The organism is Flavobacterium sp. CAN_S2 (genome assembly GCF_015752255.1).
In the GTDB taxonomy this organism is placed as follows: Bacteria; Bacteroidota; Bacteroidia; order Flavobacteriales; family Flavobacteriaceae; genus Flavobacterium.
Genome location: NZ_JADOVA010000003.1, coordinates 33,599 through 58,875 on the forward strand (window position 1 = coordinate 33,599; position 25,277 = coordinate 58,875).

Sequence of the window (25,277 nt, forward strand, 5' to 3'; positions counted from 1 at the left end):
TTGTATGATTATGTAATGAATAGGATATATAATGAGTGCAATTGCAGAAATTATTGATACTCTTGAAAATAAAGTCGAAAAACTTTTTATTAAAATGAAAGGTTTAGAGAAAAACAATCAAGATTTGAAAAACGAATTAACAAAAACTGCATCCATAATACAAACTCAGTCACAAGAGATTGAAGCGCTAAAAACGCAGTATGAAACACTCAAAGTAGCAAATACATTACTAGGCAGTGACGAAAATAAAAGAGATACGAAGCTTAAAATAAATTCATTAATTCGCGAAATTGATTACTGTATAGCACAACTATCAGATTAATAAAAGATATGGACGAAAAGCTTAAAATTAAAATATCAATAGCAGACAGAGTCTACCCGTTAACGGTTGATTTTGCACAGGAAGAAGGCCTTAGAAGCGCTTCTAAAAAAATTGATAAGATGATTAAGCAATTTGAAGAAAATTATGCTGTTCGTGACAAACAAGATGTTTTGGCAATGTGTGCCTTACAATTTGCCTCACAAACAGAACAAAAACAAATTGATAACGCCATTGATGGAGAAGCAACCATTGAAAGAATTAAAAAAATCAATGCGATTTTAGATCAATATCTCGACAAATAAACGTTCTTTACAAAAACTAAGATACTGCCTACATTAGTTCTTATTTGGTAAACTCAACACTAACATTTTAGAATGAGCAAATCATCGTTACTATAGCAAGCCAATTCAGTTTGGAAGCTTGAACAACGAGTTAGCTCAAAACTTGTCTTTTCGAGTTTATTCAATCCCACTAATGTAGGCTTTTTTATATATAAATTTTAACAAACATGGACAACATATTAACGATTATTATTACAGGAATTATAGGTATTGTAGCGGGTTTTGGTATCGCAAAATTGATAGAAAAAAGCAACATCTCCAACCTGATTAAAAACGCAAAGAAAGAAGCAGCATCGATATTGAAAGATGCTAATCTGGAAGCTGAAAATATAAAGAAAGATAAAATTCTTCAAGCAAAAGAGAAATTTATAGAATTAAAATCAGAGCACGAACAAGTAATTTTATCTCGTGATAAAAAAGTGGCTGAAATTGAAAAAAGAGTTCGTGATAAGGAATCTCAAATTTCAAATGAATTGTCAAAAGCTAAAAAAGTAAATGATGATTTTGAATCAAAAACTATAGAATACACTACAAAAATTGAGAATTTAGACAAGAAACAAGCTGAAGTTGAAAAACTTCATAAAAGTCAATTGCAGCAATTAGAGGTTATCTCCGGTTTATCTGCCGAAGAAGCTAAAAATCAATTGGTAGAAGGTTTGAAGGCTGAAGCCAAAAGTAAAGCAATGTCTCATATTCAAGACACGATTGAAGAAGCTAAATTGACCGCACAACAAGAAGCTAAAAAAATAATCATCAATACCATTCAGAGAGTTGGAACTGAGGAAGCAGTTGAAAACTGTGTTTCAGTATTTAACATTGAATCTGATGACGTAAAAGGTAGAATTATTGGTCGTGAAGGTAGAAATATCCGCGCACTGGAAGCGGCTACCGGAGTAGAAATCATTGTTGATGATACCCCTGAAGCTATTATCCTTTCTTGTTTTGACCCTGTACGTAGAGAAATTGCACGTTTGGCATTACACAAATTAGTAACGGACGGAAGAATTCACCCGGCTCGAATTGAAGAAGTTGTTGCTAAAACTGCGAAACAAATTGACGATGAAATTATAGAAGTTGGTAAACGTACCGTTATCGATTTAGGAATTCACGGATTGCATCCAGAATTGATTAAAGTGGTAGGACGTATGAAATACCGTTCTTCTTACGGACAAAACTTATTGCAACACTCCCGTGAAGTTTCTAAACTTTGTGGAATCATGGCTGCTGAACTTGGCCTAAACGTAAAACTGGCTAAAAGAGCTGGTTTATTACACGATATTGGTAAAGTTCCAGATGCCGAAAGTGATTTACCACACGCATTATTAGGAATGCAATGGGCTGAGAAATACGGCGAAAAAGAAGAGGTTTGTAACGCTATTGGAGCACACCACGATGAGATTGAAATGAAATCATTATTATCGCCAATCATTCAGGTTTGTGATGCTATATCAGGAGCAAGACCAGGAGCAAGAAGACAAGTATTAGATTCTTACATTCAACGTTTAAAAGATCTTGAAGAAGTGGCTTACGGATTCAGCGGTGTGAAAAACGCTTATGCTATCCAAGCTGGTAGAGAACTTCGTGTAATTGTGGAAAGCGAAAAAGTTTCTGATGAAAATGCCGCTAATTTATCTTTTGATATTTCACAAAAGATCCAAACTGAAATGACTTATCCAGGACAAGTTAAAGTAACTGTAATTCGTGAAACGAGAGCAGTGAATATTGCTAAATAGTTTCATCAAATTAATTCATAAAAAAAACTTCTCATAACTGAGAAGTTTTTTTTTTGCAGTAAAAATTCTAAAAGACACTTCCCTCCTTGTGTATTAAACCCAGTCCATTTATTAATCATTCAAACTATTGTCAAAAGTGATTTTAAAGGTGGATCCTACCCCAACTTCACTTTCTACTGAAACGGTGCCTTTCATTGATTCAATCTGATTTCTCGTAATGTACAATCCCAAACCATGCGCTTCTTTATGATTATGAAAGGTTTTATACATTCCAAAAAGTGAATCACCATATTTTTTTAAATCAATCCCTAATCCATTGTCAGAAATAGATAAAGTCTTATTGCCATCTTCCAATGAAAAGGTATATTTAATGACAATTGGTTTTTCTGGATTTGAATATTTTATAGCATTAGTGGTAAAATTCAACAAGACACTTTCTAAATAAGCTGGGTTAAAATCTACGGTAACTCCTTCCGGAATTTCATTTACAATAGTAACTTGATTTTCGCTTTTTAAATCTCTAATCAAAGCTAATGTCTTTTTCAGATATACATTTAAATCCAAACTAGACATCGGAGTATTCGCGTTACTTTGTATCTGCACGATTTGGGTCAAATTAAGTATAGTTTCATTCAAATCATCCGAAACCATTCTCAAATAAGATAACATTTCCTTGTTACTATCAGCAGTGTCATCCGCGTCAATAAGATCTAAAATCGACTTAATATTTCCTGCCTGTGTATTCAAGTTATGAGAAACAATATGAGAGAAATTCAATAGTCGGCTATTTTGCTTACTATACAATTCCATTGTTTTCACTAACTCTAATTCTTTTTCTTTTTGAGACGAAATATCAGTGTGCGTTCCTATAACTCTGAGTGGCTTTCCATTATTATCTCGCTCAATTACTTTGCCCCGATCTAATATCCATCTATATTTTCCGGTAGAAGTTAAAACACGATGAAAGTTTTCGTAGAAAGGAGTTCTATTTTCAAAATGATCTTGAATATCCGAATAGTATTTTTCTAGGTCATCAGGATGAACTATTTCGTCCCAACGTTCCGGACTATCAAAAACATCTAATGAATCTAAATCTAAAATTTTCATGGACTGCGAAGAATAAAAAACTTTATTAGTCCTTAAATCCCAATCCCAAACCCCAGATGTGGAAGCTTCCTGAGCAAATTTAAAACGCTCCTCGTACACTTTCAATTTAATCTCTTGCTCTTTTAAGTTCGTGATGTCTGAAATTCTTCCATAGAAAGCAATATTTCCATCTGGATATAATTCTGGTTTAGAGGAAACTTTCAGCCAACGCAATCCTTTTTCGGGCAACAACACCCGGAATTCAAAATCCCATTCCGTCAGACTCTTTCTTGCATGGACTAATGATTCAAAAAATGACAATCGATCCGCTTCAAACACCCGATCATAAATTAGAAGCTTGTCCGAATCCGAAAAATGTTCCGATGACAACTCAAAAAAATTATCCACTGATTTACTCACTAGTGGGAATAAATAAGTATTGTCAGGAGCAATTACAAATTCAAAAATTAAATCTGGAATTTCTTTAAATAATTTGTTGTAAAAATCATTTACCTCTTGGCAATTTCCGTTTTGGGGAAAATTAAAAACCATAATCACTTTTTAAACGATTTGAATATGATAACAATGTAGTACATATTTTAATTAAAAAATTAAAATAAAATTAAAAAATTTACAATTTAGTAAAAAAACATGCTGCTAAACAATTACTATATTTAAATCCCTTTTTTATAAAAATTTCCTTCTTAAAATTAATTTAGTCTGCCAAATGAAAACTTAATCCACTACTTTCTAGGATGAAAAGAGGTTAGTACTTCTGCTAAAAATTTTCGATCAAGATGCACATATATTTCCGTTGTAGTAATAGATTCATGACCAAGCATTAATTGTATAGAACGTAAATCAGCTCCGTTTTCCAGAAGATGCGTTGCAAAAGAATGACGCAAAGTATGCGGACTAATCGTTTTGTAAAGATTTATTTGAAGCGCTAAATTTTTTATAATAGTAAAAATCATCGCTCTGGTCAATTGCTTCCCTCTTCTATTTAAAAACAAAGTGTCTTCAAATCCTTTTTGAATAGTAAGGTGCGTTCTGATGGTATTTCGGTAAATTTGAATGAATTTTTGTGTCAAATCACTTATGGGTACAAAACGTTGTTTATTGCCTTTTCCGGTAATCTTAATGAAGCCTTCTTCAAAGAATAAATCGGAAATTTTTAATGTTACTAGCTCGGAAACCCGTAATCCGCAACCGTAAAGCGTTTCTAACATCGCACGGTTGCGCTCTCCTTCATTCGTAGTCAAATCAATAGCTGCGATAAGATTATCAATTTCTTCGACAGATAAAGTATCCGGAAGTTTCCTGCCCGTTTTGGGAGTTTCAATCAGTTCCAAAGGATTGTCCGTACGATAATCTTCAAAAATTAAATAACTGAAAAAACTTTTAAGACCGGAAATTATCCTGGCTTGCGAACGAGAATTTACTTCTTTGGAAATACTGTAAATAAACTGTTGCACCGTTTCCTCACTAATTTTAATTGGAGAAACGTCGATTTCATTTGTGACTAAAAAAAGGCGCAAACGTTCAATATCAAAAGAATAGTTTTCTATTGTATTCTTTGACAAACCACGTTCAATTTTTAGATACGATTGATAACTCTTTATATAATTGTCCCAATTCATGGCTACAAAGTAACTCTTTTTTAGACATAAAAAAACCACTACTAAGAGTGGTTTTGATATAGTAAAAGAAAATAATTATTTTCCCCATTTGCCTCCACCAACATAAAATCCTAAATGAATCCCTACGTATGAATTAGCTACAGTACCTTGATTATTTCCATTGATATCTTGTAAAGTTGATTCAGGCACTAAATTATATTCTAATCCCATTCTGAATTTCCCCCACTCAAAACCACCACGAACTAATCCTCCCATTTTACCTGTTGCATCTACCATTACATTATCAGAATTATCTGTATCATCAAATTCTACATTTGCAATACTATAATAACCAGCACCAGCACCAATATAAGGAACAAAAGATTTCCCCGCGCCGTTGAAATAATAATCATAAGTAGCAACATACGAACCATTAGCCGCCACTTTTGCACTAGTAGTGGACCCAGAATCATTTATATCACGAACAATTGCTGCTACTCCTATTCGTAAACCAACATTCATATTATCTTTAATATTATATTTTGGTTCTAATGAGAACATAACTCCTCCGCCACCATTAGTAGGAACAGCTCCTAAATCTAAACCTACTCTAAATCCACCTTCTTTTTGTGCATAAGCTGAAACACAAAAAAAAGCAATACATACCGACAAGATAATTTTTTTCATTTTTTTTTTATTAATTGTTAATAGAAAGCATAAAATTATATTAAATTTAAAGTAATACACTTCTTACCATTACAAGTTATTAACATTTTTATTAAAATTAAAAATTCAATTTTTCAAACTCAATGATGAATTTACGCTAAGCTTTTGATTCATTTTTGTAAAGATTTAAAAATAACTATTAAAAAAATTCCCTAACAATAAGAAATTTTAAAATTAGAAATAAAAATGTAAAATACTGTTTTACAAGTATTTGAAATTTAAAATTCTTAATCTAAAATTCAAAATTATTTCTAAAAGAAGAAAAATAGTAATTTAGTAGTGTTTTGGATTAGTTATTGGTATTAGAAAACTCAAATCCTAACAATAATTATTCTACAAAATAGTTTTAAGTAGGAGTTCAATATCATTTAATTCTAATTAATATTAAAAAACAAATTATGAAAAAAATAATTTTAGTAGCCGTAGTACTTCTTGCAGCATCCGTGGACATGCAAGCACAATTAGTAAAGTTTGGATTTAAAGGTGGTTTAAATTACGCCAATCAAAACGGAAGTAGCATTACAGTAAACAGTGATAATTACAACACTGATGCGATTACCAGCTATCATGCAGGTTTAGTGGCTGAGCTTAAATTAACAGATGGTTTTTCTATACAACCTGAATTATTATACTCGACTCAAGGAGCGACTTATAAAAATGCTGTTGATGAGTTCAAAAACGAATTGGGTTATTTATCTATTCCTGTTTTAGCAAAAATACATTTCAATAAAACCGTGAGTTTAGATCTTGGACCTCAAGCTTCTTTCTTATTAAGTGAAAGAAACGAATTTGATGTCAAAAATGCAGAAACTTTTGAGTTTGGTGCAGCTGCAGGTTTAACTTTAAATGTAACAAAAAACATTTTTCTTCAAGGGCGCTATGTTTTAGGATTAACTGAGGCTTCAAAAGAAGCAGAAGTTAAGAACTCTGTACTTCAGGTTTCAGCCGGATTTACTTTCTAAAAATAATAAAAAAATTAAAATTACTAAAACCGTTCTATAAATTGGAACGGTTTTTTTATTTTTACCAAAACAGGAATTATGAAATGAGCATATCGAATATGTAATAAAAACCAGATAAGTCATATGCGAATTCCATATTCAAATAAAAACAAATATTAACTACGTATGAAAATCAGTATCATCAACGGTCCAAACCTCAACCTTCTAGGAAAACGTGAACCAGAAATTTATGGAAGTCAAACTTTTGAAGAATATTTCACCACTTTACAAATAAAATTCCCCACTATTGAATTATCCTATTTTCAGAGCAATATTGAAGGTGAATTAATTGATAAAATCCAGGAATTTGGTTTTTCATTTGATGGGATAATATTGAATGCCGGAGCATACACGCATACTTCTGTTGGAATTGGCGATGCAGTCAAAGCCGTTACAACTCCAGTTGTCGAAGTCCATATTTCGAATACTTTTTCGCGTGAAAGTTTTAGACATCAATCCTATATTTCAGGAAATGCCAAAGGAGTTATTCTGGGTTTTGGTTTAAAAAGTTACGAGCTAGCAATTCAGTCCTTTTTATAGTTTTAAATTATAATTACCTCCTAAATAAATCTTTAACAAATAATTAATACGCTCTTTTTAAACTTCTTCTATTTTTGTGAAAGAAAAAACTTTCATGAAAAAACACTACTTACTTTTGCTTTTCTTAGTTTCATTTGTCAGCAATGCACAAATAAAAGGAACTGTCTCGGACGAAAAAGGAAATCCCTTGCCTTTTGTTACTATTTTCCAGGAAGACACCTATAATGGAACCACTTCAAACGAACAAGGAAATTACGAGTTCAACTTAAATAAAAAAGGAAAACAATCGGTTGTCTTTCAGTTTTTAGGTTTTAAAACCCAAAAAGTTGCCATACAATCCGATAAATTACCGTATTCTTTGAACATCAAAATGATCGAAGAAAGTTTCTCGTTGAACGAAGTAATCATCAACAAAAAAAATAATCCGGCTTTAGCAATTATAAAAAGCGCAATCGCCAGCAGAAAACGAAACACCGAAAAAACGAATCGATTTAACGCTGACTTTTATTCCAGAGGTATTTTTAAACTAAAAAATGCTCCGAAAAAAATATTAGGACAAAAAATTGGTGACTTGAATGGCGCTTTGGATTCAACTGGAACCGGGATTATTTCACTGTCTGAGACCTTTTCGAAAATAGCCTTTGAAAAACCTAACAACTTAAAAGAAGTCGTTACTGCGTCAAAAGTGAGTGGCAGCAACAATGGTTACAGCTACAATACGGCCAGATCTTCGTTCTATGATTTCTATGATAACACTATCGATTTTGGTGTCCAAATGATTTCTCCAATAGCGAATAACGCTTTTAACTACTATAATTACAAGTTAGAAAGCACGTTTAATGACGAGAATGCCAATATGATTAACAAAATAAAAGTGACTGCCAAGCGTGATAGCGAACCGGTTTTTGAAGGATACATTTATATCGTGGAAGATTCCTGGGCAATTTACGCCGTTGATCTGGATATAAAAGGCTACCGAATGAAAGAAGAATTTCTCGATGTGATGACCTTAAAACAAAATTTCAGCTACAACAAAAGCAATAAAATTTGGGCCAAAAACACCCAAAGTCTCGAAATTACAGCAGGTGCTTTTGGTATAAAATTTAACGGAAAATACAATTACGTGTATAGCAATTATGAATTCATAGATGCATTTGCTCCTAAAACATTTACAAATGAAATTACATGCATAGAAATAAATGCCAATAAAAAAGACAGTTTGTTCTGGAATACCAACAGACCCATTCCGTTAACAATGGAAGAAAGCACTGATTATATTAGAAAAGACAGTATTTACAAAGTCCGAAATTCAGAAAAATACCTAGATTCAATTGATGCAAAAGAAAATAAATTCAAACTATTAAAGCTACTGACCGGTTACACGTACAAGAATAGTACTAAAAAACACAGTTTTAGTTACGAGGGATTATTAAACCTTGGCTCACTAAGTTTCAATACCGTCCAAGGTTATAATTTTGATTCGGGGTTTCGATACACCAACTGGAAAAATCAGGAAAGTAAAGGAAGATACACTTCGATAAGTACAAAACTCAATTACGGTTTTGCTGAAGATCGATTGCGTGTCACAGGGCAATTTATCCACCGTTTCAACAATCAGAATTATGTCACTTTATATATGACAGGAGGCAGTTCCGTAAAGCAATTTAATCCGAATGAGCCCATAAGTAAAGCGATAAACACGATAAGCTCCTTGGCTTTCAAGAACAATTTCATGAAGTTGTACAACCTTGAATCAGCGGCAATTGGCTACAGCCAAGATATTGCAAATGGAGTGAATCTAAATGGAAAGATAGAATACCAGCAACGCAAACCATTATTCAATAACACTGATTTTTCTTTGTTTAGCAAGGACGATTTATACACTTCGAATAATCCGCTGGCACCGAATGATTTCACCACTACAGCTTTTGAAAAACACCATTTGACAAAAATTAATTTGCTGGCAAAAATCAATTTTGGAAATAAATATTCCTCTCGTCCCGATGGGAAATTTAACATCCGAAATGAAAAATATCCAACTCTGTATTTGGGCTATGAGAAAGCAGTTGCAGCTAACGAAAAGAAGTATGAATTCGACCACTTCAACACCCGATTGATATATGATTTGACATTAGGAAATAAAGGAGTTTTAGGATTGAATCTAAAAGCTGGGAAGTTTCTAAATGCGGATAATATTGCTTTTATAGATTACAAGCATTTTAATGGCAATCAAACCCACATAGGACAAACAGCGCGTTATTTGAATGTATTTAACTTATTGCCGTATTACTCTAATAGTACGAATGACAGCTATTTTGAAGCACATACGGAATACAATGACAAAGGCTATATCATGAATAAAATACCGTTGTTGAACAAACTAAAATCAACTTTGATATTGGGAGCTCATGCTCTGTCTACTCCTAATAACAAACCTTATACTGAAGTCACCGTTGGGCTGGACAATTTAGGTTTTGGAAAATTTAAAATGCTTCGTGTCGATTATGTACGTTCCTACCAAAATGGTTTTCAAGGTGACGGTGTTGTTTTTGGGCTAAAGTTTTTGAATATATTGGAATAAAACAATATCTGTAATAAATGAGTCTACTTGTCATTTCGAACGCAGTCATGAACTAGTATTGCATGTCTACTGCTCGATGTGACAAAATCATAACGAATTAAAAAAGGCACCAAAATTTAATTTTGGTGCCTTTTTTAATTTTATTGGATAAAACTCTAATCATTTGGTTCCACATGAATCAGCACATGTCCTAATTCCGGAATTTCTTCCCTCAAGGTATCTTTTAATTTATGAGCGAGATCGTGCCCTTCTTTTACGGTAATATTTGAATCAACAGTAGCATGTAAATCTACGTGATATTGCATGCCAGCTTTTCGAATGAAACACTTTTCGGTATCAATAATTCCATCCACCTGAATAGAAATTATTCGGATTTGTTCTATCAAATCATCGTATAAATGCTCGTCCATTATTTCGCCCAAAGCGGGTCTAAAAATAAGGTAACTGTTATAAAGTATGAATCCTGAAGCAAAAAGTGCTGCCCAATCATCAGCAGATTCGTATCCATTCCCTAAAATTAAAGCAACCGAAATCCCAAGAAATGCTGCCACAGAAGTTATTGCATCGCTGCGATGGTGCCAGGCATCAGCTCTCAACGATGAACTATTTGTTTGAATGCTTCTTTTCATTACGATTCGAAAAGAATATTCTTTCCAAATAATGATTGCAGCCAGAACGATTAATGTCCATGGTTTTGGCAATTGATGTGGCGTTCCAATATTGATGATACTTTCATAAGCAATAATCGTAGCCGAAGTAATCAAAAAACCTACAACTAGAAAGGTAATCAAAGGTTCTGCCCTACCGTGTCCGTAAGGATGATTTTTATCCGCGGGTCTATTGGAATATTTGATTCCAAACAACACTAGAAAAGAGGCGAAAATATCAGTCGTTGATTCAATTGCATCTGCAATTAGCGCATACGAATTTCCAAAAAAACCTGCTAAACCTTTTATTATTGCCAGACAAGTGTTTCCTACAATACTAAAATAAGTCGCCTTGATTGCCGTTTGTTCGCTTGACATGAATTTTATTTATAGGTGAAGTAAAACTAAAATCGTTTAAGTAAACCGAATTGAACTTTAGATTCAAATTCTTTCTGGTTTACTTAAACGATATTTTATAATAATTTATTTGAATTATGCTCTAACAATATTAGCTCCAATAGCTCTCAATCGTTCGTCAATGCGTTCGTATCCTCTGTCGATTTGTTCAATGTTTTGAATGGTACTCGTTCCTTTTCCAGAAAGCGCAGCAATCAATAAGGAAATTCCGGCACGAATATCTGGTGATGACATTGTTGTTGCTTTGAGTTGTGATTTGAAATCATGTCCCATAACAACAGCACGGTGCGGATCACATAACATGATTTTTGCTCCCATGTCAATTAACTTGTCTACAAAAAACAATCTGCTTTCAAACATTTTTTGGTGAATCAAAACATCGCCTTTTGCTTGAGTAGCAACTACTAAAACAATACTCAATAAATCCGGAGTAAATCCAGGCCAAGGTGCATCAGCAATTGTCAAAATAGAACCGTCAATATCCGTTTTTACTTCATAACCATCTACGTGAGCAGGAATGTAAATATCATCGCCACGACGTTCTAAAGTAATTCCAAGTTTTCTAAATGTGTTGGGGATTACGCCAAGATTATCCCAGCTGACATCTTTTATTGTAATCTCTGATTTTGTCATTGCAGCCAGACCAATCCAACTTCCAATTTCAATCATATCAGGAAGAATTCTATGATCGCAACCGCCTAAACTTTCAACCCCTTCAATGGTCAATAAATTAGAACCAACTCCTGTTATTTTAGCTCCCATGGAGTTCAACATCTTACACAATTGTTGCAAGTAAGGTTCACAAGCAGCATTATAAACTGTTGTTTTTCCTTTGGCCAAAACGGCAGCCATAACAATGTTAGCAGTTCCGGTTACAGATGCTTCGTCTAATAACATATCGGCACCTTTCAATCCTTTTGGTGCTTCTACACCATAAAAATGATCTTCTCTGTTGTAACGAAATTTAGCGCCCAGATTGATGAATCCTTCAAAATGCGTATCCAATCTTCTGCGTCCAATTTTATCACCACCTGGTTTTGGAATATATCCTTTTCCAAATCGTGCCAAAAGTGGCCCAACAATCATAATAGAACCTCTTAGAGAACCGCCTTCTTTCTTGAATGCTTCGGTTTCCAGATATTGAATGTTCACCTCATCGGCTTGAAAAGTATACGATCCTGATCCAGTTTTTTGGATTTTTACACCTAAATTTCCTAAAAGCGTAATTAGTTTATTGATATCTATAATATCGGGAATATTATTGATAATCACTTTTTCAGGCGTTAAAAGAACGGCACATAAAATTTGTAACGCTTCATTTTTAGCTCCTTGTGGCGTGATTTCTCCTTTTAGACTAATGCCTCCTTCTATTTTGAAAATTCCCATTTTTTACAGTTATGAGTTATAAATTATTTAGATATGAGTTAAAAACTTACGAGTTAAAAGTTATTACTAAAAAATTCATAACTAAAATACTCTTAATTTATAACTGATTTACAAAGGTTTTCTATTTTGGTTTTTGTGCACTGGATTTGGTTTTCCCGTTTTTATATTCTTATTGCTGAGAATTTTTGGTTGACCAACCGGCAAGATTTTATTTGAAACCCGTTTGTTGGTTCGCAATAAATCTGTGGTATTCAATAACTCCTCTGTACTTTGAATCAAATTCAATTTCCCATCGGATAGTTCATATAAATGTTCGAAAATCACATCATCTTTCACCGTGTCTTTATTCCAACTCAAGTATGATTTTTTCATGTGATTGGCAATGACTTTCACCAAAGCACTTTTCATCTCGCCATCTTCCCATTTATTGGCCACATCAATCATATATTTGATGTTATTGCCATAAAATCTGTATTTTGGAAAATTCTGTGGGTATTTTAAAACATCCGGTTTCAGTTGTAACACTTCACGCGAAGGAATTGGATACGGTGAATCAGCCACTAATTTAAAATCAGACATTATGAAAAGCTGATCCCACAATTTATGTTGAAAATCAGGAACATCACGCAAATGTGGATTCAAACTACCCATCACCTGAATGATGTATTTTGCCGCTTTGTTGCGTTCTACATCATCTTCAATTTTAGTTGCCTGATCAATCAATTTCTGCAAATGACGGCCATACTCTGGAATAATCAAATGCGATCGCTCCGCATTATATTCCAAATGATGCACGACATCGTTCGAGTTTTCTTTAATATATTTTGAATTCATATTCGAATGTATCTGTTTTGATTCAAATGCTTTTTCGAAAATTAGAACCATTCGAACGCAGCAAATCAAAAATTTTATGTTGTAATTAAAGGGAAATAATACCTTCTATTGTAGAAACTTCCAGGTATTTATCTACTATTTCTTGTGAATCTTTCATAGTAACATCAACAGATATGCTGGTAAATTTTCCTGTTTTGGATTTTGTAGTTTTGATAACTGCGCCCATACAGTCAAATGCCAACTGCACTCGTTCTATATTATCACTTTCTGTTGGTACAATAAATTTAAATAAGTATTCTGCTGGCCATGTATTGCTCAAGTCCAATTCTACTTTTAATCTATCATAAAATTCTTCAGTCTTCTTATCCATTTTCTTTTTAAAAATAAAGGCAAATATACGGTTTAGAACGTAAATTATGAATTTTGAATTATGATTTTTTGTCTAATCGCATTTTAACCGCAATGATTTTTTCAAATCCCAATAAGTTTAAGTAAATTTGCCCCTTATTTTTTAAAAGTGCAAAAAGAAATCATAGTTATCATTGGCGGTCCAGGAACAGGTAAAACCACTATTATCGACGGATTGGTCGCTAAAGGACATTGTTGTTATCCCGAAATTTCACGGGAGGTGACTTTGGAAGCAAAAAAACAAGGAATCGAGCAATTGTTCCTTGAAAAACCTTTGTTATTCAGCGAATTACTTCTTGAAGGAAGAAAGAAACAATTTCAAAATGCTTCAAAAGAGCCGCATGAAGTTGTATTTATCGATAGAGGAATTCCGGATGTTTTGGCTTACATGCATTACATTGGCGATAGTTATCCTGCTACTTTTGATGCCGCTTGCCGTGAACATACCTATTCAAAAATATTCATTCTTCCGCCTTGGGAAGAAATTTACGTCAGCGATCACGAACGTTACGAAAACTTCGAACAAGCTAAACTTATCTACAATCATCTTACGGAAACCTATCAAAGTTACGGTTACGAACTTATAGAAGTTCCAAAAGACACGATGGATAACAGAATTCTTTTTATCTTAGATGAAATTTCTAAATAGTCTGCAGGTTTAAGATTTAAGCTTTGGACTGTTTTTCAATGAAATGAAATCTATACTTTATGCAAGAAGCAGTAGCTATTCTTCAAAAATATTGGAAGCACGACAAATTCAGGTCGCTGCAAAAGGAAATTATCGATTCAGTTTTAAGCGGACATGACACTTTTGCATTGATGCCAACCGGTGGCGGAAAATCAGTTTGTTTCCAAATCCCGGCTATGATGAACAAAGGCATTTGCCTCGTCGTCTCACCTTTGGTAGCACTGATGAAAGATCAAGTAGCCAATTTGCAAAAGCGAAACATCAAAGCCATCGCGTTGACAGGCGGAATTCGATCCGAGGAAATGATCGATTTACTTGACAATTGCCAATTCGGAAATTATAAATTCCTTTATTTATCACCAGAACGTCTTCAATCCGATTGGATTTTGGAACGAATAAAAAATCTCCCCATCAATTTAATCACCATAGATGAAGCGCACTGCGTCTCACAATGGGGACATGATTTCCGACCAGCTTATTTAAAAATTTCGGAATTAAAAAAGCATTTTCCAACAGTACCATTTTTAGCCTTGACAGCTACTGCGACGCCAAGAGTCAAAGAAGATATTATCAATGAGTTGGGGCTACATAAACCACAAGTTTTCGAAAAATCATTCGCCAGGGAAAATATTGCTTACATGATTTTTGAGGTCGAGGATAAACTTTTCAGAATAGAACAAATTCTCAAGAAAAACCCACAACCTTCCATAATATATGTGCGAAACAGAAAATCGTGTCTGGATATTTCCTCGCAATTAAATTCCTTAGGATTTAAAGCTACTTATTATCACGGTGGGCTTTCGTCCAAAGAAAAAGACAAAAACATGCAATCCTGGATGAACGAAGAAGTACAGGTTATTGTGGCTACGAATGCCTTTGGTATGGGAATTGACAAAGCCAATGTAAAAACAGTAATTCACATTCAGCTTCCGGAAAACATGGAAAATTATTATCAGGAAGCTGGACGTGCAGGAAGAAATGGAGAAAGAGCCTTTGCTGTTTTATTGACCAGTCCTTCTGATGTTATTCAGGCTCAAAGCCAATTTATCAATATTCTTCCCGATAAAAAGTTTTTGAATCTCATGTATGTCAAGCTCTGCAACTATTTCCAAATCGCTTACGGAGAAGGAATCAATGAACAGTTCAATTTCAATTTGCATCATTTTTGTTTAAAATATGAATTCCCAACACTGAAAACGTACAACGCAATGCAATTCCTGGACCGACAAGGAATCATCAGTCTGTCCCAAGAATTTTCAGAAAAAATTACGCTGCAATTTCTAATTCCTTCCAAAGAAGTGATTCGGTATATGAGTTTAAATCCAAACGACGAGGAAATTATTTTAGCTATTTTACGCACGTATCCGGGAATTTACGAAATGCAAACCGCATTCAATCTGCAGCTGATTGCCAAAAAATCAAATCATAAGGAAACTGAAATCCAAGCAGTTTTACATAAATTAAAAGAAAAAGAAATTATAGATTATCATTCGAAAAATAATGACGCCACATTAATTTTCAATGAAGTCCGGGAAGATGACAGAACAATCAATCGGGTTTCGAAACATTTAGAGAAACAAAATCAGTTAAAAAAAGAGCAGCTTCAATCCGTAATTCACTACATCAGTGAGAAAAAAGTGTGCAAAAACAAGTTGATTCTAAATCATTTTGGAGAAAAAACAACCATAGATTGCGGCATTTGTTCGTTTTGCATTACCAAGAAAATAAAGAAGAAAGATGTATCGCTGCTTTCTACAGCAATAATTGCTCTATTACAAGCCGAAGATCTAAATTCAAGAGACATTCAAAATAAAACTAAAAATAGTCCGGACGAAGTTATTGGAGTACTTCAGGATTTATTAGAAAACAACACAATTTTGGTTAAACCAAATAACAAATATACTTTACGATCATAATGGAAAAATTACGAATTGTTTTTATGGGTACGCCCGAATTTGCAGTGGGAATATTAGACACAATAATCAAAAACAACTATGAGGTTGTAGGTGTCATAACTGCTGCGGACAAACCAGCAGGCCGAGGACAAAAATTAAAGTATTCTGCAGTAAAGGAATACGCGCTGGCTCATAATCTAACTTTATTACAGCCTTTGAACTTAAAAGACGAAACTTTTTTGGCTGAATTAAAAGCACTGAATGCTAATTTACAAATTGTAGTTGCGTTTAGAATGTTGCCAAAAGTTGTTTGGGAAATGCCATCCTTAGGAACTTTTAATCTTCATGCTTCACTCCTGCCAAATTATCGCGGAGCCGCACCGATAAATTGGGCAATAATCAATGGAGAAACTAAGACAGGTGTCACCACTTTTTTTATCGATGATAAAATTGATACTGGGGCGATGATTTTAAATTCGGAAATTCCTATTGATGAAACCGAAAATGCAGGACATTTACACGACCGATTAATGGAATTAGGAAGCAAGACCGTTATTGACACTTTGGAAATGATTGAAACAGGAAATGTGTCGACAGTTATTCAAAAAGATACCGCTGATATCAAAACAGCTTACAAACTCAACAAAGAGAATTGTAAAATAGATTGGACAAAATCAGCTCAGGAAATAAACAATCTGATTCGAGGTTTGAGTCCTTATCCAGCGGCTTGGTGTTTCTTTGAAGACAAAAATGAAGAATGGAATGTAAAAATATATGAAGCCAAAATAATTTCCGAGGATCATAATTATGCTATCGGAAGTTTAATTTGTACCAAAAAAGAAATGAAAATCGCGGTAAGAAATGGTTTCATCCAAATACTCAATTTGCAGTTTCCGGGCAAAAAGAAAATGAGTACATCAGAATTATTGAATGGGATTACATTTTCAGCGGAGGCGAAAGTCCATTAACACCAACAATAACGGGTGTTTCTTAACTTTAATCAGAAATAACCATTGATTTATCAACAAAAAAAATAAGTTATTAACAAAACGAAGTAAATTAACATGAAACGCTTGCAAGGAACGTATTTCCTACTAAATTTGTGTATTAACAATTTTTAATAACCAACAATTAATAACTATTTATTATGAACAAATCAGAATTAATCGATGCTATCGCTGCTGATGCAGGAATCACAAAAGCTGCTGCAAAATTAGCTTTAGAGTCATTTTTAGGAAACGTAGGAGGTACTTTGAAAAAAGGTGGAAGAGTATCTTTAGTAGGTTTCGGATCATGGTCTGTTTCTGCTAGAGCTGCAAGAGACGGTAGAAATCCTCAAACAGGAAAAACTATCCAAATTGCTGCTAAAAATGTAGTAAAATTTAAAGCAGGTGCAGAATTAGAAGGTGCGGTAAACTAATTTAGTTAACCTATATAATCAAAACCTTCCTTCTGGAAGGTTTTTTTATGCGTTTCAACGATTTTATTTGGCACTCTTATAATAAAAAACTTAAATTTAATAAAAAATCCAATCCAATGATTACAGATAAACTAAAAAAAGGATATTTGCTTATTGCAGAGCCTACGATAATTGGAGATTTATCATTCAATAGATCGGTAATTTTATTAGCTGACTATAACGAAGAAGGATCCGTTGGTTTTATAATTAATAAACCTTTGAAATATACAATCCACGACTTGATACCGGATGTAGATGCACGATTTAAGATCTATAACGGCGGTCCTGTGGAACAAGACAACCTTTATTTCATTCATAATATTCCAGACCTGATTCCCAATAGCATTGAGATATCCAATGGAATTTATTGGGGTGGTGATTTTGAATCTACCAAAGAACTCATCAATAAAGGAGAAATAAGCAAAGACAATATCCGATTCTTTTTAGGATATACAGGCTGGCATGAAAATCAGTTAGAAAGTGAAATGAAAAGCCATTCATGGATTATTACTGCCAATAGCTACGAAAACAAAATAATTGGTAAATCAGCAACTCATTTCTGGAAAGAACAAATCATGGAGTTAGGCGGAGAATATCTAATATGGTCCAATGCTCCGGAAAACCCGTATTTAAACTAAGTACTACTTATCATTTCGTTAAGTTTATCCAATAGTTGAACGGATACGTTCGTGCCAAAAGTTTTTTTACGATACTGGGTTATAGGTTGAATTCCTTTGATAACATTGGTCAAAAATAACTCATCTGCCTTTTGAAGGTCAAACGGAGAAATCACTTCTTCTACGACCTCTAAATTTTCTATTTTTTTAGCTAAACTTAAAATTTGCTTTCTCATAACACCGTTCAAGCATCCTTCAGAAACTGGCGGAGTAATCAATTTATTACCCAACAGCATAAAGATATTTCCTTGTAATGCTTCAACTACATTCTTGCTGTCATTTAGCAATAAACAATTGTCTAAGCCATTTTCACTCGCAAAAATACTTCCCGTTATATTTATGATTTTATTAGTCGTTTTAATAGACGACAACAATTGTTTTGTCACATAGAAGTCTTTGTATAAATCTACTTCATACTCTTTCTTTTCGAATGAATACAAGGTGTTTTCGAGCGCTATAGCATGAATTAAAAAAGAGACCGTATTACTTTGTGGCAAATAATAACCGCCATCATTCCTGTAAACTGTAATTCGGGCCCTTGAGGACTCAGCTAATGCAGATTTATTAACCAAAGAAAGGATTTGTTCCTCTAGGTATTCCATTGTGAAATTCATGGGGATTTCCATTCGGACTACACGCATGGAAGACATTAGCCTAAAATAATGATCTTCCAGGAAAAGAATTTTATTGTTTATTATTTTAACTGTTTCAAAAACTCCGTCTCCATAGAGAAAAGCACGGTTTTGAGTCAATATATTGGCATCCTGAGACACTATAGTTCCATTAAAATTAATCATAAAAAAAGCCCTAAATTTTATTCAGGGCAAATATAAGTCATAAAATATGATTTTCTATACAGAACCAATCAGATGTTTCAAGTCAGAGATTTGGTTTTCCCACAATAATGTAGCTTCGTCAATCTCATCTTTAACAGCAAAATCCACAACCATTAACGAAACGTCTTTGGTAAGCTCATCAACTAAAATATGTAATTCAAAAAAGTACTCGGTGTCTTTACTATTCTCGTCAACCCACTTAAATTTCACTTTCTCACCTGTTTTCTTAGAGGCCAGTCTCGCTTTTTCTTCGGAGTCATTCCAAATAAAAGTAAAAAATTCACCACGAGAATTGACATTATCGGCAAACCACTCAGATAAACCTGATGGTGTCGATATGTATTGATATAACAATTGAGGAGAGGAATTGATGGGGAATTCGATTTCGTAACGTACTTTTTGATCCATGAGCTACATTTAATTTTTCGGAAATATATAGAATATAACTACATAAAAAAAGTGTTTTTAAAAATATTTTTTTTTCTTCAAAATATACTTGCAAGCTGTATTATTATTTTTATATTTGCACCCGCATTCAGGGATGGTTATCCACCCTCAATCATGGCGAGATAGCTCAGTCGGTTAGAGCGCAGGATTCATAACCCTGAGGTCCCGAGTTCAAATCTCGGTCTCGCTACCAAGACAAACCCTTAAACATTAACTGTTTAAGGGTTTTTTATTATAATTATGTTTTAAAAATACCGACTTTAAAACGCTCAAGTGAGGAAAGGGAGTGAGGGATTTTATAAATTGAGTTATATTTTTTATCTAACATCAAATGGAAACGGTATAAATAAAAAGTAGTTTTTCATGTATACTTTTTCTGTTCAATACACTATTTTAATTCCCAAAGCACCTTCTAAAATCACTGATGAAAGTATTGAATTTAAATAATACTTCTTCAAACCCTCATTAGTTGAAAGAGATGACAAAATCATAAATAAACTTTTTCTAATAGATTTATGGTAAGTTTCATCTTCCATAGCATTGGGATTTATAAATTAAGTCATTTTTTATTCTCTTCAAAAAGTTAACAATAGCTATAAAGTCTTGTCAATCAAATTTAAAAGACTGTGAATTTTACAACTAATAAAAGTAATTGTGTAGAGAACAGATTTTACTAATTTTTAAATTTGTTTTTCAGTTAATAACATAATCAATTTCTAAAATCAAAAGTTATGAAAACGACAAAAGACGAATCTACAAAAGCGGTAAAGCCGACAAAAAAAACGACCGTAGCAACAGCTAAAAAACCAGCGGCTGAATCAAAAAAAGGAGTTGTAAAAGCAAAACCTGATGCAGCGAAGGATTTGAAAGATTTTTTTGAAGACGGACTAAAAGACATTTACTGGGCAGAAAAAGCTTTAACAAAAGCACTTCCAAAAATGGCCAAAAACGCAACTTCTTCGCAATTAATTCATGCATTCGAGCATCATTTGAAAGAGACCGAAGAACACGTTACTCGTTTAGAAAAAGTATTCGAATCACTGGGACTTAAAGCGACAGGCAAGAAATGCGATGCAATGGCAGGATTATTGGATGAGGCGGCCGGAATAATCGAAGAAACTAAAGTTGGAGATGTGCGTGATGCAGCAATGATTGCCGCAGCGCAAAAAGTAGAGCATTATGAAATAGCCACCTATGGTACGCTGCGCGTTTATGCAGTTACACTTGGTGAAACTAAAGCTGCACTGCTTCTTGCAAAAACACTTGAAGAAGAGAAAAACGCTGACGTAAAGCTAACCGAAATCGCTATGGCCCATATCAACGTTGATGCTGCGCATGAAGGACACAAATAAAAATGCTAAATCACGAATTTTATCGTGTTACAATGCGCCCAAATAAATCATTTGGGCGCTTGTATTTTTATTTTTTTAGAAAAATTTCCTTTTTCGCCATAAGCAGAATAACTGGCGAAGACTTTTCTGCTGTGTACTTGCATAAATTTAAGCCTTCCTTTTCATAAATCTAATTCTTATTTTTATGTCTGTTACAAATATACATATCGGTTGTTCTTCTTTTTATAACGCCAAATGGAAGAATGTCTTTTATCCTGAAGACATTCCATCTTCCAAATGGTTTGAATATTATTGCACGCATTTCAACACCTTTGAAATAAATGCTACATTTTATAAATTCCCAACCTTGCGAATCCTTACAAATTGGTATAAAAAAAGCCCGGATGGTTTTATCTATTCCGTTAAAGCACCAAAACTGATAACGCATATCAAAAAATTCGCGGACTGCAAACCCGAAATAGAGGAATTCTTTTCGCTTTGCAAACAAGGACTCAACGACAAATTGGGTTGCATCCTATTCCAGCTGCCTCCAAGTTTTCATTACAGCCCTGAAAAACTTGATCTTGTAATAGAATCTATGAATCCAGATTTTAAAACAGCGATTGAATTCCGACACCAAAGCTGGTGGTCACGAGAGGTGTATGACCAATTGGCAAAAAATAATATTAGCTTTTGCAGCGTCAGTCATCCGACAATGCCAACCGACATTATTGCCACGTCATCTGTCGGCTACGTTCGGCTTCACGGAATTCCTAAAATGTTTTATTCTGAATACAGCCAAACAGATTTATTAAAGCTTCATGAAGCTATTATTGACAAAAACTTATTCGAACAAGTATTTATATACTTCAATAATACCGCAAGCGAAGCCGGAGTTTTAAATGCACAGGAATTAAAGACACTTTTTAAATCTTAACTTTCAATTTATATACTTTGTGCCAAGTTGCTCCTAAGATGGAATCAAATTCTTTTTTTAGGGTATTTGAAAGTAGATAATTTTAGTGCCAATGGATTTAAATAATAACATAATACGTTTTAAAAAATAGTAAAAGACAATGAAAATAATAGAAATTAAGGTGATGCGAGGGGCCAATTACTGGTCTAATAAAAGGAAAAAACTTATTGTCATGAAACTTGACATTGGAGATTGGGAGCAAAAGCTAACTAACACTATTGAAGGTTTTTGCGAAGCTCTGGAACAACTGTTGCCGTCTTTAAAAAATCGTCAATGTTCCGAAGGAGTTGAAAACAGTTTTCTGGAGCGTGTAAAAAAAGGAACATTAGTCGGACATGTCGTAGAGCATATTGCGCTTGAATTGCAAAGTCTTGCGGGAATGGAATGTGGTTTCGGACAAACGCGCTCTACCAATGTAAAGGGTATTTATCATGTTATTTTCTCCTATAATACTGAAAGAGCTGGAAAATATGCTGCCAAAGCTGCCGTTGATTTAGTAGAAAAACTGTTGGCTGGATTAGAATATAATGTGGACACTGCAATACAAGAATTGCAAAGCCTGTACAACAGAGAAAAATTGGGACCAAGTACGTTTGCCATTGTAAACGAAGCAGAAAGCAGAAATATTCCTTACACCAGATTAAATGATGATTCTCTGTTGATGTTGGGACAAGGTTGCAATCAAAAAATTATCCGCGCATCCATTGCATCAACTACAAGTAGCATAGCAGTTGATATGGCTTCTAATAAAAATGCTACCCGCGACCTATTATCCCGATCTTACATTCCCGTACCTAAAGGTTTGCTAATCGATAAGATCACTGAACTGGAAGAAGCTTTAAAGAAAATTGGATTTCCACTGGTGACTAAGCCGGTGAATGGCAACCACGGCAGAGGAATTACAACACAAATAACAACTCTAGAACAGGCACAAAATGGTTTTTATGATGCTCAAAAAATTTCCGAAGATGTAATAATCGAGCGTTTTATATCAGGTAATGATTATCGTTTTTTGGTTATCAATTACAAACTGGCGGCAGTAGCGAAACGAACGCCAGCTTTAGTGACAGGCAATGGCATAGCAACTATTGAGGAACTGATTCATGAAACGAATACTGATCCAAACAGAGGTGAAGGTCACCAAAAAGTACTCACCAAAATAGCAATTGATGCGGCAACATTATCCATTTTGGCGGCAAAAGAACTTAGATTGGATTCGGTTTTACCACTTGGAGAAATTTTATTTTTAAAAGATACTGCCAACTTAAGCTCGGGCGGAACTGCAACAGATGTCACGGATTTGGTGCATCCGCTGAATGTTTTTATAGCAGAACGCATTGCGCGTCTGATGAATTTAGACATTTGTGGTATCGATATTATGGCAGAAGATGTCACTATTCCCATCACCGAAAAAAACGGAGCTGTGATCGAAGTAAACGCAGGTCCCGGTTTGAGAATGCACCTTTCCCCTACTGAAGGAATGGCAAGAAATGTGGCTAAGCCTTTAGTAAATATGCTTTTCCCTAATAATGCCAACGGTCGGATTCCGGTTGTTGCTGTTTCAGGTACCAATGGGAAAACTACGGTTACACGTCTTATTGCTCATTTGGCTCAAGCCGCAGGACATCATACAGGATATACAACAACAGATGGAATTTATATCGATGGAACCACAATTCGTTTTGGAGACTGCAGCGGACCCGGCGGTTCTGCTACCGTGCTTCGTGATCCGCTTGTTGATTTTGCAGTGCTCGAATGTGCCAGAGGCGGAATACTCAGATCCGGCTTAGGTTTTGATAAATGCAACATCAGTGTGGTAACCAATGTTACTGAGGATCATTTAGGATTAAATGATATTGACACCATTGAACAATTAGCACGGGTAAAAGCAGTGGTAGCGCAAAGTACCTTTGAAACCGGAACTGCGATTCTGAATGCGGATGACGATTTGGTTTATCAAATGAAAAATAATCTGGAATGTAATATTGCATTGTTCAGCATGCATGCCAATAATGAACGGATAAAAAAACATTGCAGTGAAGGCGGATTAGCTGCTTTTATTGAAGATAATTATTTTGTAATAAGTAAAGGAGAATCGAAAACGAAAATAGCAGCAGTTAATGAAGTGCCTCTAACCTTTTCTGGGACCTGCGAGTTTATGATTAAAAATGTTTTGCCTGCATTATTAGCGGCTTCGATAAGTAATTTTCCTACCGAAACTATTACGGCTGGACTTAACTCATTTATCCCTTCGCCCACATTAACTCCTGGCAGAATGAATGTTTTCGAGTTTAAAAATTTCCGATTAATGATTGACTACGTTCATAATACAGACGGATACGTTCAGATGCAAAAGTTCATGGAGCAAGTTGACGCCACAAAAAAAACAGGGATTATTTCAGCCACTGGCGACCGTCGTGTGGAGGATATAAAAAACATTGGCCGTTATTCCGCTCAAATGTTTGATGAAATAATAATAAGACACGGAGACAATAGAGGAAGAACATCAGAAGATCTAAGCATGATGCTTTCTGATGGAATTCGGGAAATTGACAGCAACATCAAAGTAAGTATTATTTCAAATGAAATAGAATCCGTACAATATGCAATCGATCATGCGCAAAACGGTGAATTTATTTTTGTTTGCGTCGATGACATTCAAAATACGCTTGCCTATGTGCAACAACAAATAGAAAAAGAAAATATAGTGATTGATTTAGTGTAGTGTCCTGAAAGAAATTGACTGTTATCCCATGCGCAAGAAAGAACGTTTCGAAATGAATTTATTTATGAAAAATGAGGCTGATATCAATTCCAGAACTTCTTCCCAAAATATATGTCATATCTTAATGTTTAGTAATCGGCAGTGAAAAATAAAACGAAGATTCGTTTCCTACTTCATTTTCGACCCATGTACGAACATTCTTGAAACCTAACCAATGTTAATTGCGCATGAAGAAAATTGACTTAAAAGGAAGTTAAGCTGTAAAAAGTCGAAAAATAAAATTTGCCTTTTACTGTTGTTCTTTCTATTGGTCATTTATAAAAATACAACTTTATATTATCTTCATAATTAGAGTATAAATATTAATTAATTTCCATTAATTTACCTTAAAATTTTAATATTAACCGTACACGAATACTTAATTTTAAAGTCCTGTAACAGCATATAACTATGGATTTATTTGTTGAAAATATCAAATTCATAACCATGAGGTCCCGAGTTCAAATCTCGGTCTCGCTACTAAAGCAAACCCTTAAACATTAATTGTTTAAGGGTTTTATATTGAAATTATGTTTCGAAAATATAAACCTCAGATTGTTCAA

Annotated in this window: 23 protein-coding genes and 1 tRNA gene; 15 read left to right on the top strand and 9 right to left on the bottom strand. The window is 34.1% G+C overall.

All coding sequences use genetic code 11. From position 1 onward, the window contains the following. The first annotated feature begins 31 nt into the window (after window positions 1-31). From IWX80_RS10010 to rny, 3 genes are all read left to right on the top strand, one after another. Window positions 32-322, top strand: coding sequence for a hypothetical protein (locus tag IWX80_RS10010; RefSeq protein WP_196853322.1), 291 nt, complete (start codon window positions 32-34; stop codon window positions 320-322). 8 nt (window positions 323-330) lie between these two features. Next, window positions 331-624, top strand: coding sequence for a cell division protein ZapA (locus IWX80_RS10015; RefSeq protein WP_113637896.1), 294 nt, complete (start codon window positions 331-333; stop codon window positions 622-624). Between the two features lie 206 nt (window positions 625-830). Beyond that, window positions 831-2,396, top strand: a complete 1,566-nt coding sequence (rny, locus tag IWX80_RS10025; protein WP_113637898.1) for a ribonuclease Y — start codon at window positions 831-833, stop codon at window positions 2,394-2,396. A 111-nt stretch (window positions 2,397-2,507) separates the two neighbouring features. On the opposite strand, the gene IWX80_RS10030 is transcribed toward rny, so the two are convergent. The 3 genes from IWX80_RS10030 to IWX80_RS10040 all read right to left on the bottom strand — a co-directional run bounded on the left by IWX80_RS10030 (window position 2,508) and on the right by IWX80_RS10040 (window position 5,788). Continuing rightward, window positions 2,508-4,034 (bottom strand): sensor histidine kinase, encoded by a 1,527-nt coding sequence (locus IWX80_RS10030; RefSeq protein WP_196853323.1) that lies wholly within the window; start codon window positions 4,032-4,034, stop codon window positions 2,508-2,510. A 191-nt stretch (window positions 4,035-4,225) separates the two neighbouring features. After that, window positions 4,226-5,122, bottom strand: a complete 897-nt coding sequence (xerD, locus tag IWX80_RS10035; protein ID WP_196853324.1) for a site-specific tyrosine recombinase XerD — start codon at window positions 5,120-5,122, stop codon at window positions 4,226-4,228. A gap of 75 nt (window positions 5,123-5,197) precedes the next feature. Beyond that, on the bottom strand, window positions 5,198-5,788 hold the full coding sequence (locus IWX80_RS10040) for a hypothetical protein (RefSeq protein ID WP_196853325.1): 591 nt from the start codon (window positions 5,786-5,788) through the stop codon (window positions 5,198-5,200). A gap of 437 nt (window positions 5,789-6,225) precedes the next feature. Here IWX80_RS10040 and IWX80_RS10045 point away from each other — a divergent pair, with 437 nt between their 5' ends. The 3 genes from IWX80_RS10045 (at window position 6,226) to IWX80_RS10055 (ending at window position 9,949) form a co-directional block, all read left to right on the top strand. After that, on the top strand, window positions 6,226-6,789 hold the full coding sequence (locus IWX80_RS10045; RefSeq protein ID WP_196853326.1) for a porin family protein: 564 nt from the start codon (window positions 6,226-6,228) through the stop codon (window positions 6,787-6,789). Between the two features lie 165 nt (window positions 6,790-6,954). Then, on the top strand, window positions 6,955-7,368 hold the full coding sequence (gene aroQ / locus IWX80_RS10050) for a type II 3-dehydroquinate dehydratase (protein ID WP_196853327.1): 414 nt from the start codon (window positions 6,955-6,957) through the stop codon (window positions 7,366-7,368). Window positions 7,369-7,462: 94 nt separating this feature from the next. After that, the gene (locus IWX80_RS10055; RefSeq protein ID WP_196853328.1) at window positions 7,463-9,949 is read left to right on the top strand and encodes a DUF5686 and carboxypeptidase regulatory-like domain-containing protein; all 2,487 of its coding nucleotides are present in this window, start codon (window positions 7,463-7,465) and stop codon (window positions 9,947-9,949) included. Between the two features lie 155 nt (window positions 9,950-10,104). On the opposite strand, the gene IWX80_RS10060 is transcribed toward IWX80_RS10055, so the two are convergent. The 4 genes from IWX80_RS10060 to IWX80_RS10075 form a co-directional block, all read right to left on the bottom strand. Further along, on the bottom strand, window positions 10,105-10,974 hold the full coding sequence (locus IWX80_RS10060) for a cation diffusion facilitator family transporter (protein ID WP_196853329.1): 870 nt from the start codon (window positions 10,972-10,974) through the stop codon (window positions 10,105-10,107). 114 nt (window positions 10,975-11,088) lie between these two features. Then, on the bottom strand, window positions 11,089-12,399 hold the full coding sequence (murA, locus tag IWX80_RS10065; protein WP_196853330.1) for a UDP-N-acetylglucosamine 1-carboxyvinyltransferase: 1,311 nt from the start codon (window positions 12,397-12,399) through the stop codon (window positions 11,089-11,091). Window positions 12,400-12,507: 108 nt separating this feature from the next. Further along, window positions 12,508-13,233, bottom strand: coding sequence for a DUF4290 domain-containing protein (locus IWX80_RS10070; RefSeq protein WP_091171614.1), 726 nt, complete (start codon window positions 13,231-13,233; stop codon window positions 12,508-12,510). An 85-nt stretch (window positions 13,234-13,318) separates the two neighbouring features. Continuing rightward, complete coding sequence (locus tag IWX80_RS10075; RefSeq protein ID WP_113637919.1) at window positions 13,319-13,603, bottom strand: DUF493 family protein; 285 nt, start codon at window positions 13,601-13,603, stop codon at window positions 13,319-13,321. 147 nt (window positions 13,604-13,750) lie between these two features. Between IWX80_RS10075 and IWX80_RS10080 the strand changes: the two genes are divergently transcribed. The 5 genes from IWX80_RS10080 (at window position 13,751) to IWX80_RS10100 (ending at window position 18,321) form a co-directional block, all read left to right on the top strand. Then, entirely contained in the window at window positions 13,751-14,290 is a 540-nt protein-coding gene (locus IWX80_RS10080; RefSeq protein ID WP_113637921.1) for an AAA family ATPase, read from the top strand. A 59-nt stretch (window positions 14,291-14,349) separates the two neighbouring features. Beyond that, window positions 14,350-16,245 (top strand): RecQ family ATP-dependent DNA helicase, encoded by a 1,896-nt coding sequence (locus tag IWX80_RS10085; RefSeq protein WP_196853331.1) that lies wholly within the window; start codon window positions 14,350-14,352, stop codon window positions 16,243-16,245. After that, the gene (fmt, locus tag IWX80_RS10090; protein WP_196853332.1) at window positions 16,245-17,192 is read left to right on the top strand and encodes a methionyl-tRNA formyltransferase; all 948 of its coding nucleotides are present in this window, start codon (window positions 16,245-16,247) and stop codon (window positions 17,190-17,192) included. Before IWX80_RS10085 ends, fmt begins: the two co-directional genes overlap by 1 nt. Window positions 17,193-17,371: 179 nt before the next feature. Further along, the gene (locus tag IWX80_RS10095; RefSeq protein ID WP_073017033.1) at window positions 17,372-17,644 is read left to right on the top strand and encodes an HU family DNA-binding protein; all 273 of its coding nucleotides are present in this window, start codon (window positions 17,372-17,374) and stop codon (window positions 17,642-17,644) included. Window positions 17,645-17,760: 116 nt separating this feature from the next. After that, window positions 17,761-18,321 carry a YqgE/AlgH family protein gene (locus IWX80_RS10100; RefSeq protein WP_196853333.1) on the top strand — a complete coding sequence of 187 codons (561 nt, stop codon included), beginning with the start codon at window positions 17,761-17,763 and terminating at the stop codon, window positions 18,319-18,321. On the opposite strand, the gene IWX80_RS10105 is transcribed toward IWX80_RS10100, so the two are convergent. Next, entirely contained in the window at window positions 18,318-19,157 is an 840-nt protein-coding gene (locus IWX80_RS10105; protein ID WP_196853334.1) for an aminotransferase class IV, read from the bottom strand. The genes IWX80_RS10100 and IWX80_RS10105 overlap by 4 nt on opposite strands. 54 nt (window positions 19,158-19,211) lie before the next feature. Further along, window positions 19,212-19,604: an START-like domain-containing protein gene (locus IWX80_RS10110; RefSeq protein WP_196853335.1), complete on the bottom strand. Its 393-nt coding sequence runs from the start codon at window positions 19,602-19,604 to the stop codon at window positions 19,212-19,214. A gap of 155 nt (window positions 19,605-19,759) precedes the next feature. Here IWX80_RS10110 and IWX80_RS10115 point away from each other — a divergent pair. The 4 genes from IWX80_RS10115 (at window position 19,760) to cphA (ending at window position 24,675) form a co-directional block, all read left to right on the top strand. Continuing rightward, window positions 19,760-19,836: transfer RNA gene (locus IWX80_RS10115), tRNA-Met, on the top strand. Window positions 19,837-20,374: 538 nt separating this feature from the next. Then, on the top strand, window positions 20,375-20,995 hold the full coding sequence (locus tag IWX80_RS10120; RefSeq protein WP_196853336.1) for a YciE/YciF ferroxidase family protein: 621 nt from the start codon (window positions 20,375-20,377) through the stop codon (window positions 20,993-20,995). Between the two features lie 184 nt (window positions 20,996-21,179). Further along, on the top strand, window positions 21,180-21,911 hold the full coding sequence (locus IWX80_RS10125; RefSeq protein WP_196853337.1) for a DUF72 domain-containing protein: 732 nt from the start codon (window positions 21,180-21,182) through the stop codon (window positions 21,909-21,911). 139 nt (window positions 21,912-22,050) lie between these two features. Continuing rightward, complete coding sequence (cphA, locus tag IWX80_RS10130; protein WP_196853338.1) at window positions 22,051-24,675, top strand: cyanophycin synthetase; 2,625 nt, start codon at window positions 22,051-22,053, stop codon at window positions 24,673-24,675. Window positions 24,676-25,277: the final 602 nt, after the last annotated feature.

What these genes read in the sequence shown, in the direction of transcription:
- IWX80_RS10070 (WP_091171614.1), bottom strand. Translation starts at nt 13,233, where the DNA reads ATGAATTCAAAATATATTAAAGAAAACTCGAACGATGTCGTGCATCAT.
- IWX80_RS10030 (WP_196853323.1), bottom strand. Translation starts at nt 4,034, where the DNA reads ATGGTTTTTAATTTTCCCCAAAACGGAAATTGCCAAGAGGTAAATGAT.
- IWX80_RS10060 (WP_196853329.1), bottom strand. Translation starts at nt 10,974, where the DNA reads ATGTCAAGCGAACAAACGGCAATCAAGGCGACTTATTTTAGTATTGTA.
- IWX80_RS10095 (WP_073017033.1), top strand. Translation starts at nt 17,372, where the DNA reads ATGAACAAATCAGAATTAATCGATGCTATCGCTGCTGATGCAGGAATC.
- IWX80_RS10085 (WP_196853331.1), top strand. Translation starts at nt 14,350, where the DNA reads ATGCAAGAAGCAGTAGCTATTCTTCAAAAATATTGGAAGCACGACAAA.
- IWX80_RS10010 (WP_196853322.1), top strand. Translation starts at nt 32, where the DNA reads ATGAGTGCAATTGCAGAAATTATTGATACTCTTGAAAATAAAGTCGAA.
- IWX80_RS10120 (WP_196853336.1), top strand. Translation starts at nt 20,375, where the DNA reads ATGAAAACGACAAAAGACGAATCTACAAAAGCGGTAAAGCCGACAAAA.
- IWX80_RS10040 (WP_196853325.1), bottom strand. Translation starts at nt 5,788, where the DNA reads ATGAAAAAAATTATCTTGTCGGTATGTATTGCTTTTTTTTGTGTTTCA.
- murA (WP_196853330.1), bottom strand. Translation starts at nt 12,399, where the DNA reads ATGGGAATTTTCAAAATAGAAGGAGGCATTAGTCTAAAAGGAGAAATC.
- fmt (WP_196853332.1), top strand. Translation starts at nt 16,245, where the DNA reads ATGGAAAAATTACGAATTGTTTTTATGGGTACGCCCGAATTTGCAGTG.
- IWX80_RS10015 (WP_113637896.1), top strand. Translation starts at nt 331, where the DNA reads ATGGACGAAAAGCTTAAAATTAAAATATCAATAGCAGACAGAGTCTAC.
- xerD (WP_196853324.1), bottom strand. Translation starts at nt 5,122, where the DNA reads ATGAATTGGGACAATTATATAAAGAGTTATCAATCGTATCTAAAAATT.
- IWX80_RS10105 (WP_196853334.1), bottom strand. Translation starts at nt 19,157, where the DNA reads ATGATTAATTTTAATGGAACTATAGTGTCTCAGGATGCCAATATATTG.
- aroQ (WP_196853327.1), top strand. Translation starts at nt 6,955, where the DNA reads ATGAAAATCAGTATCATCAACGGTCCAAACCTCAACCTTCTAGGAAAA.
- rny (WP_113637898.1), top strand. Translation starts at nt 831, where the DNA reads ATGGACAACATATTAACGATTATTATTACAGGAATTATAGGTATTGTA.
- IWX80_RS10125 (WP_196853337.1), top strand. Translation starts at nt 21,180, where the DNA reads ATGTCTGTTACAAATATACATATCGGTTGTTCTTCTTTTTATAACGCC.
- cphA (WP_196853338.1), top strand. Translation starts at nt 22,051, where the DNA reads ATGAAAATAATAGAAATTAAGGTGATGCGAGGGGCCAATTACTGGTCT.
- IWX80_RS10075 (WP_113637919.1), bottom strand. Translation starts at nt 13,603, where the DNA reads ATGGATAAGAAGACTGAAGAATTTTATGATAGATTAAAAGTAGAATTG.
- IWX80_RS10055 (WP_196853328.1), top strand. Translation starts at nt 7,463, where the DNA reads ATGAAAAAACACTACTTACTTTTGCTTTTCTTAGTTTCATTTGTCAGC.
- IWX80_RS10110 (WP_196853335.1), bottom strand. Translation starts at nt 19,604, where the DNA reads ATGGATCAAAAAGTACGTTACGAAATCGAATTCCCCATCAATTCCTCT.
- IWX80_RS10100 (WP_196853333.1), top strand. Translation starts at nt 17,761, where the DNA reads ATGATTACAGATAAACTAAAAAAAGGATATTTGCTTATTGCAGAGCCT.
- IWX80_RS10045 (WP_196853326.1), top strand. Translation starts at nt 6,226, where the DNA reads ATGAAAAAAATAATTTTAGTAGCCGTAGTACTTCTTGCAGCATCCGTG.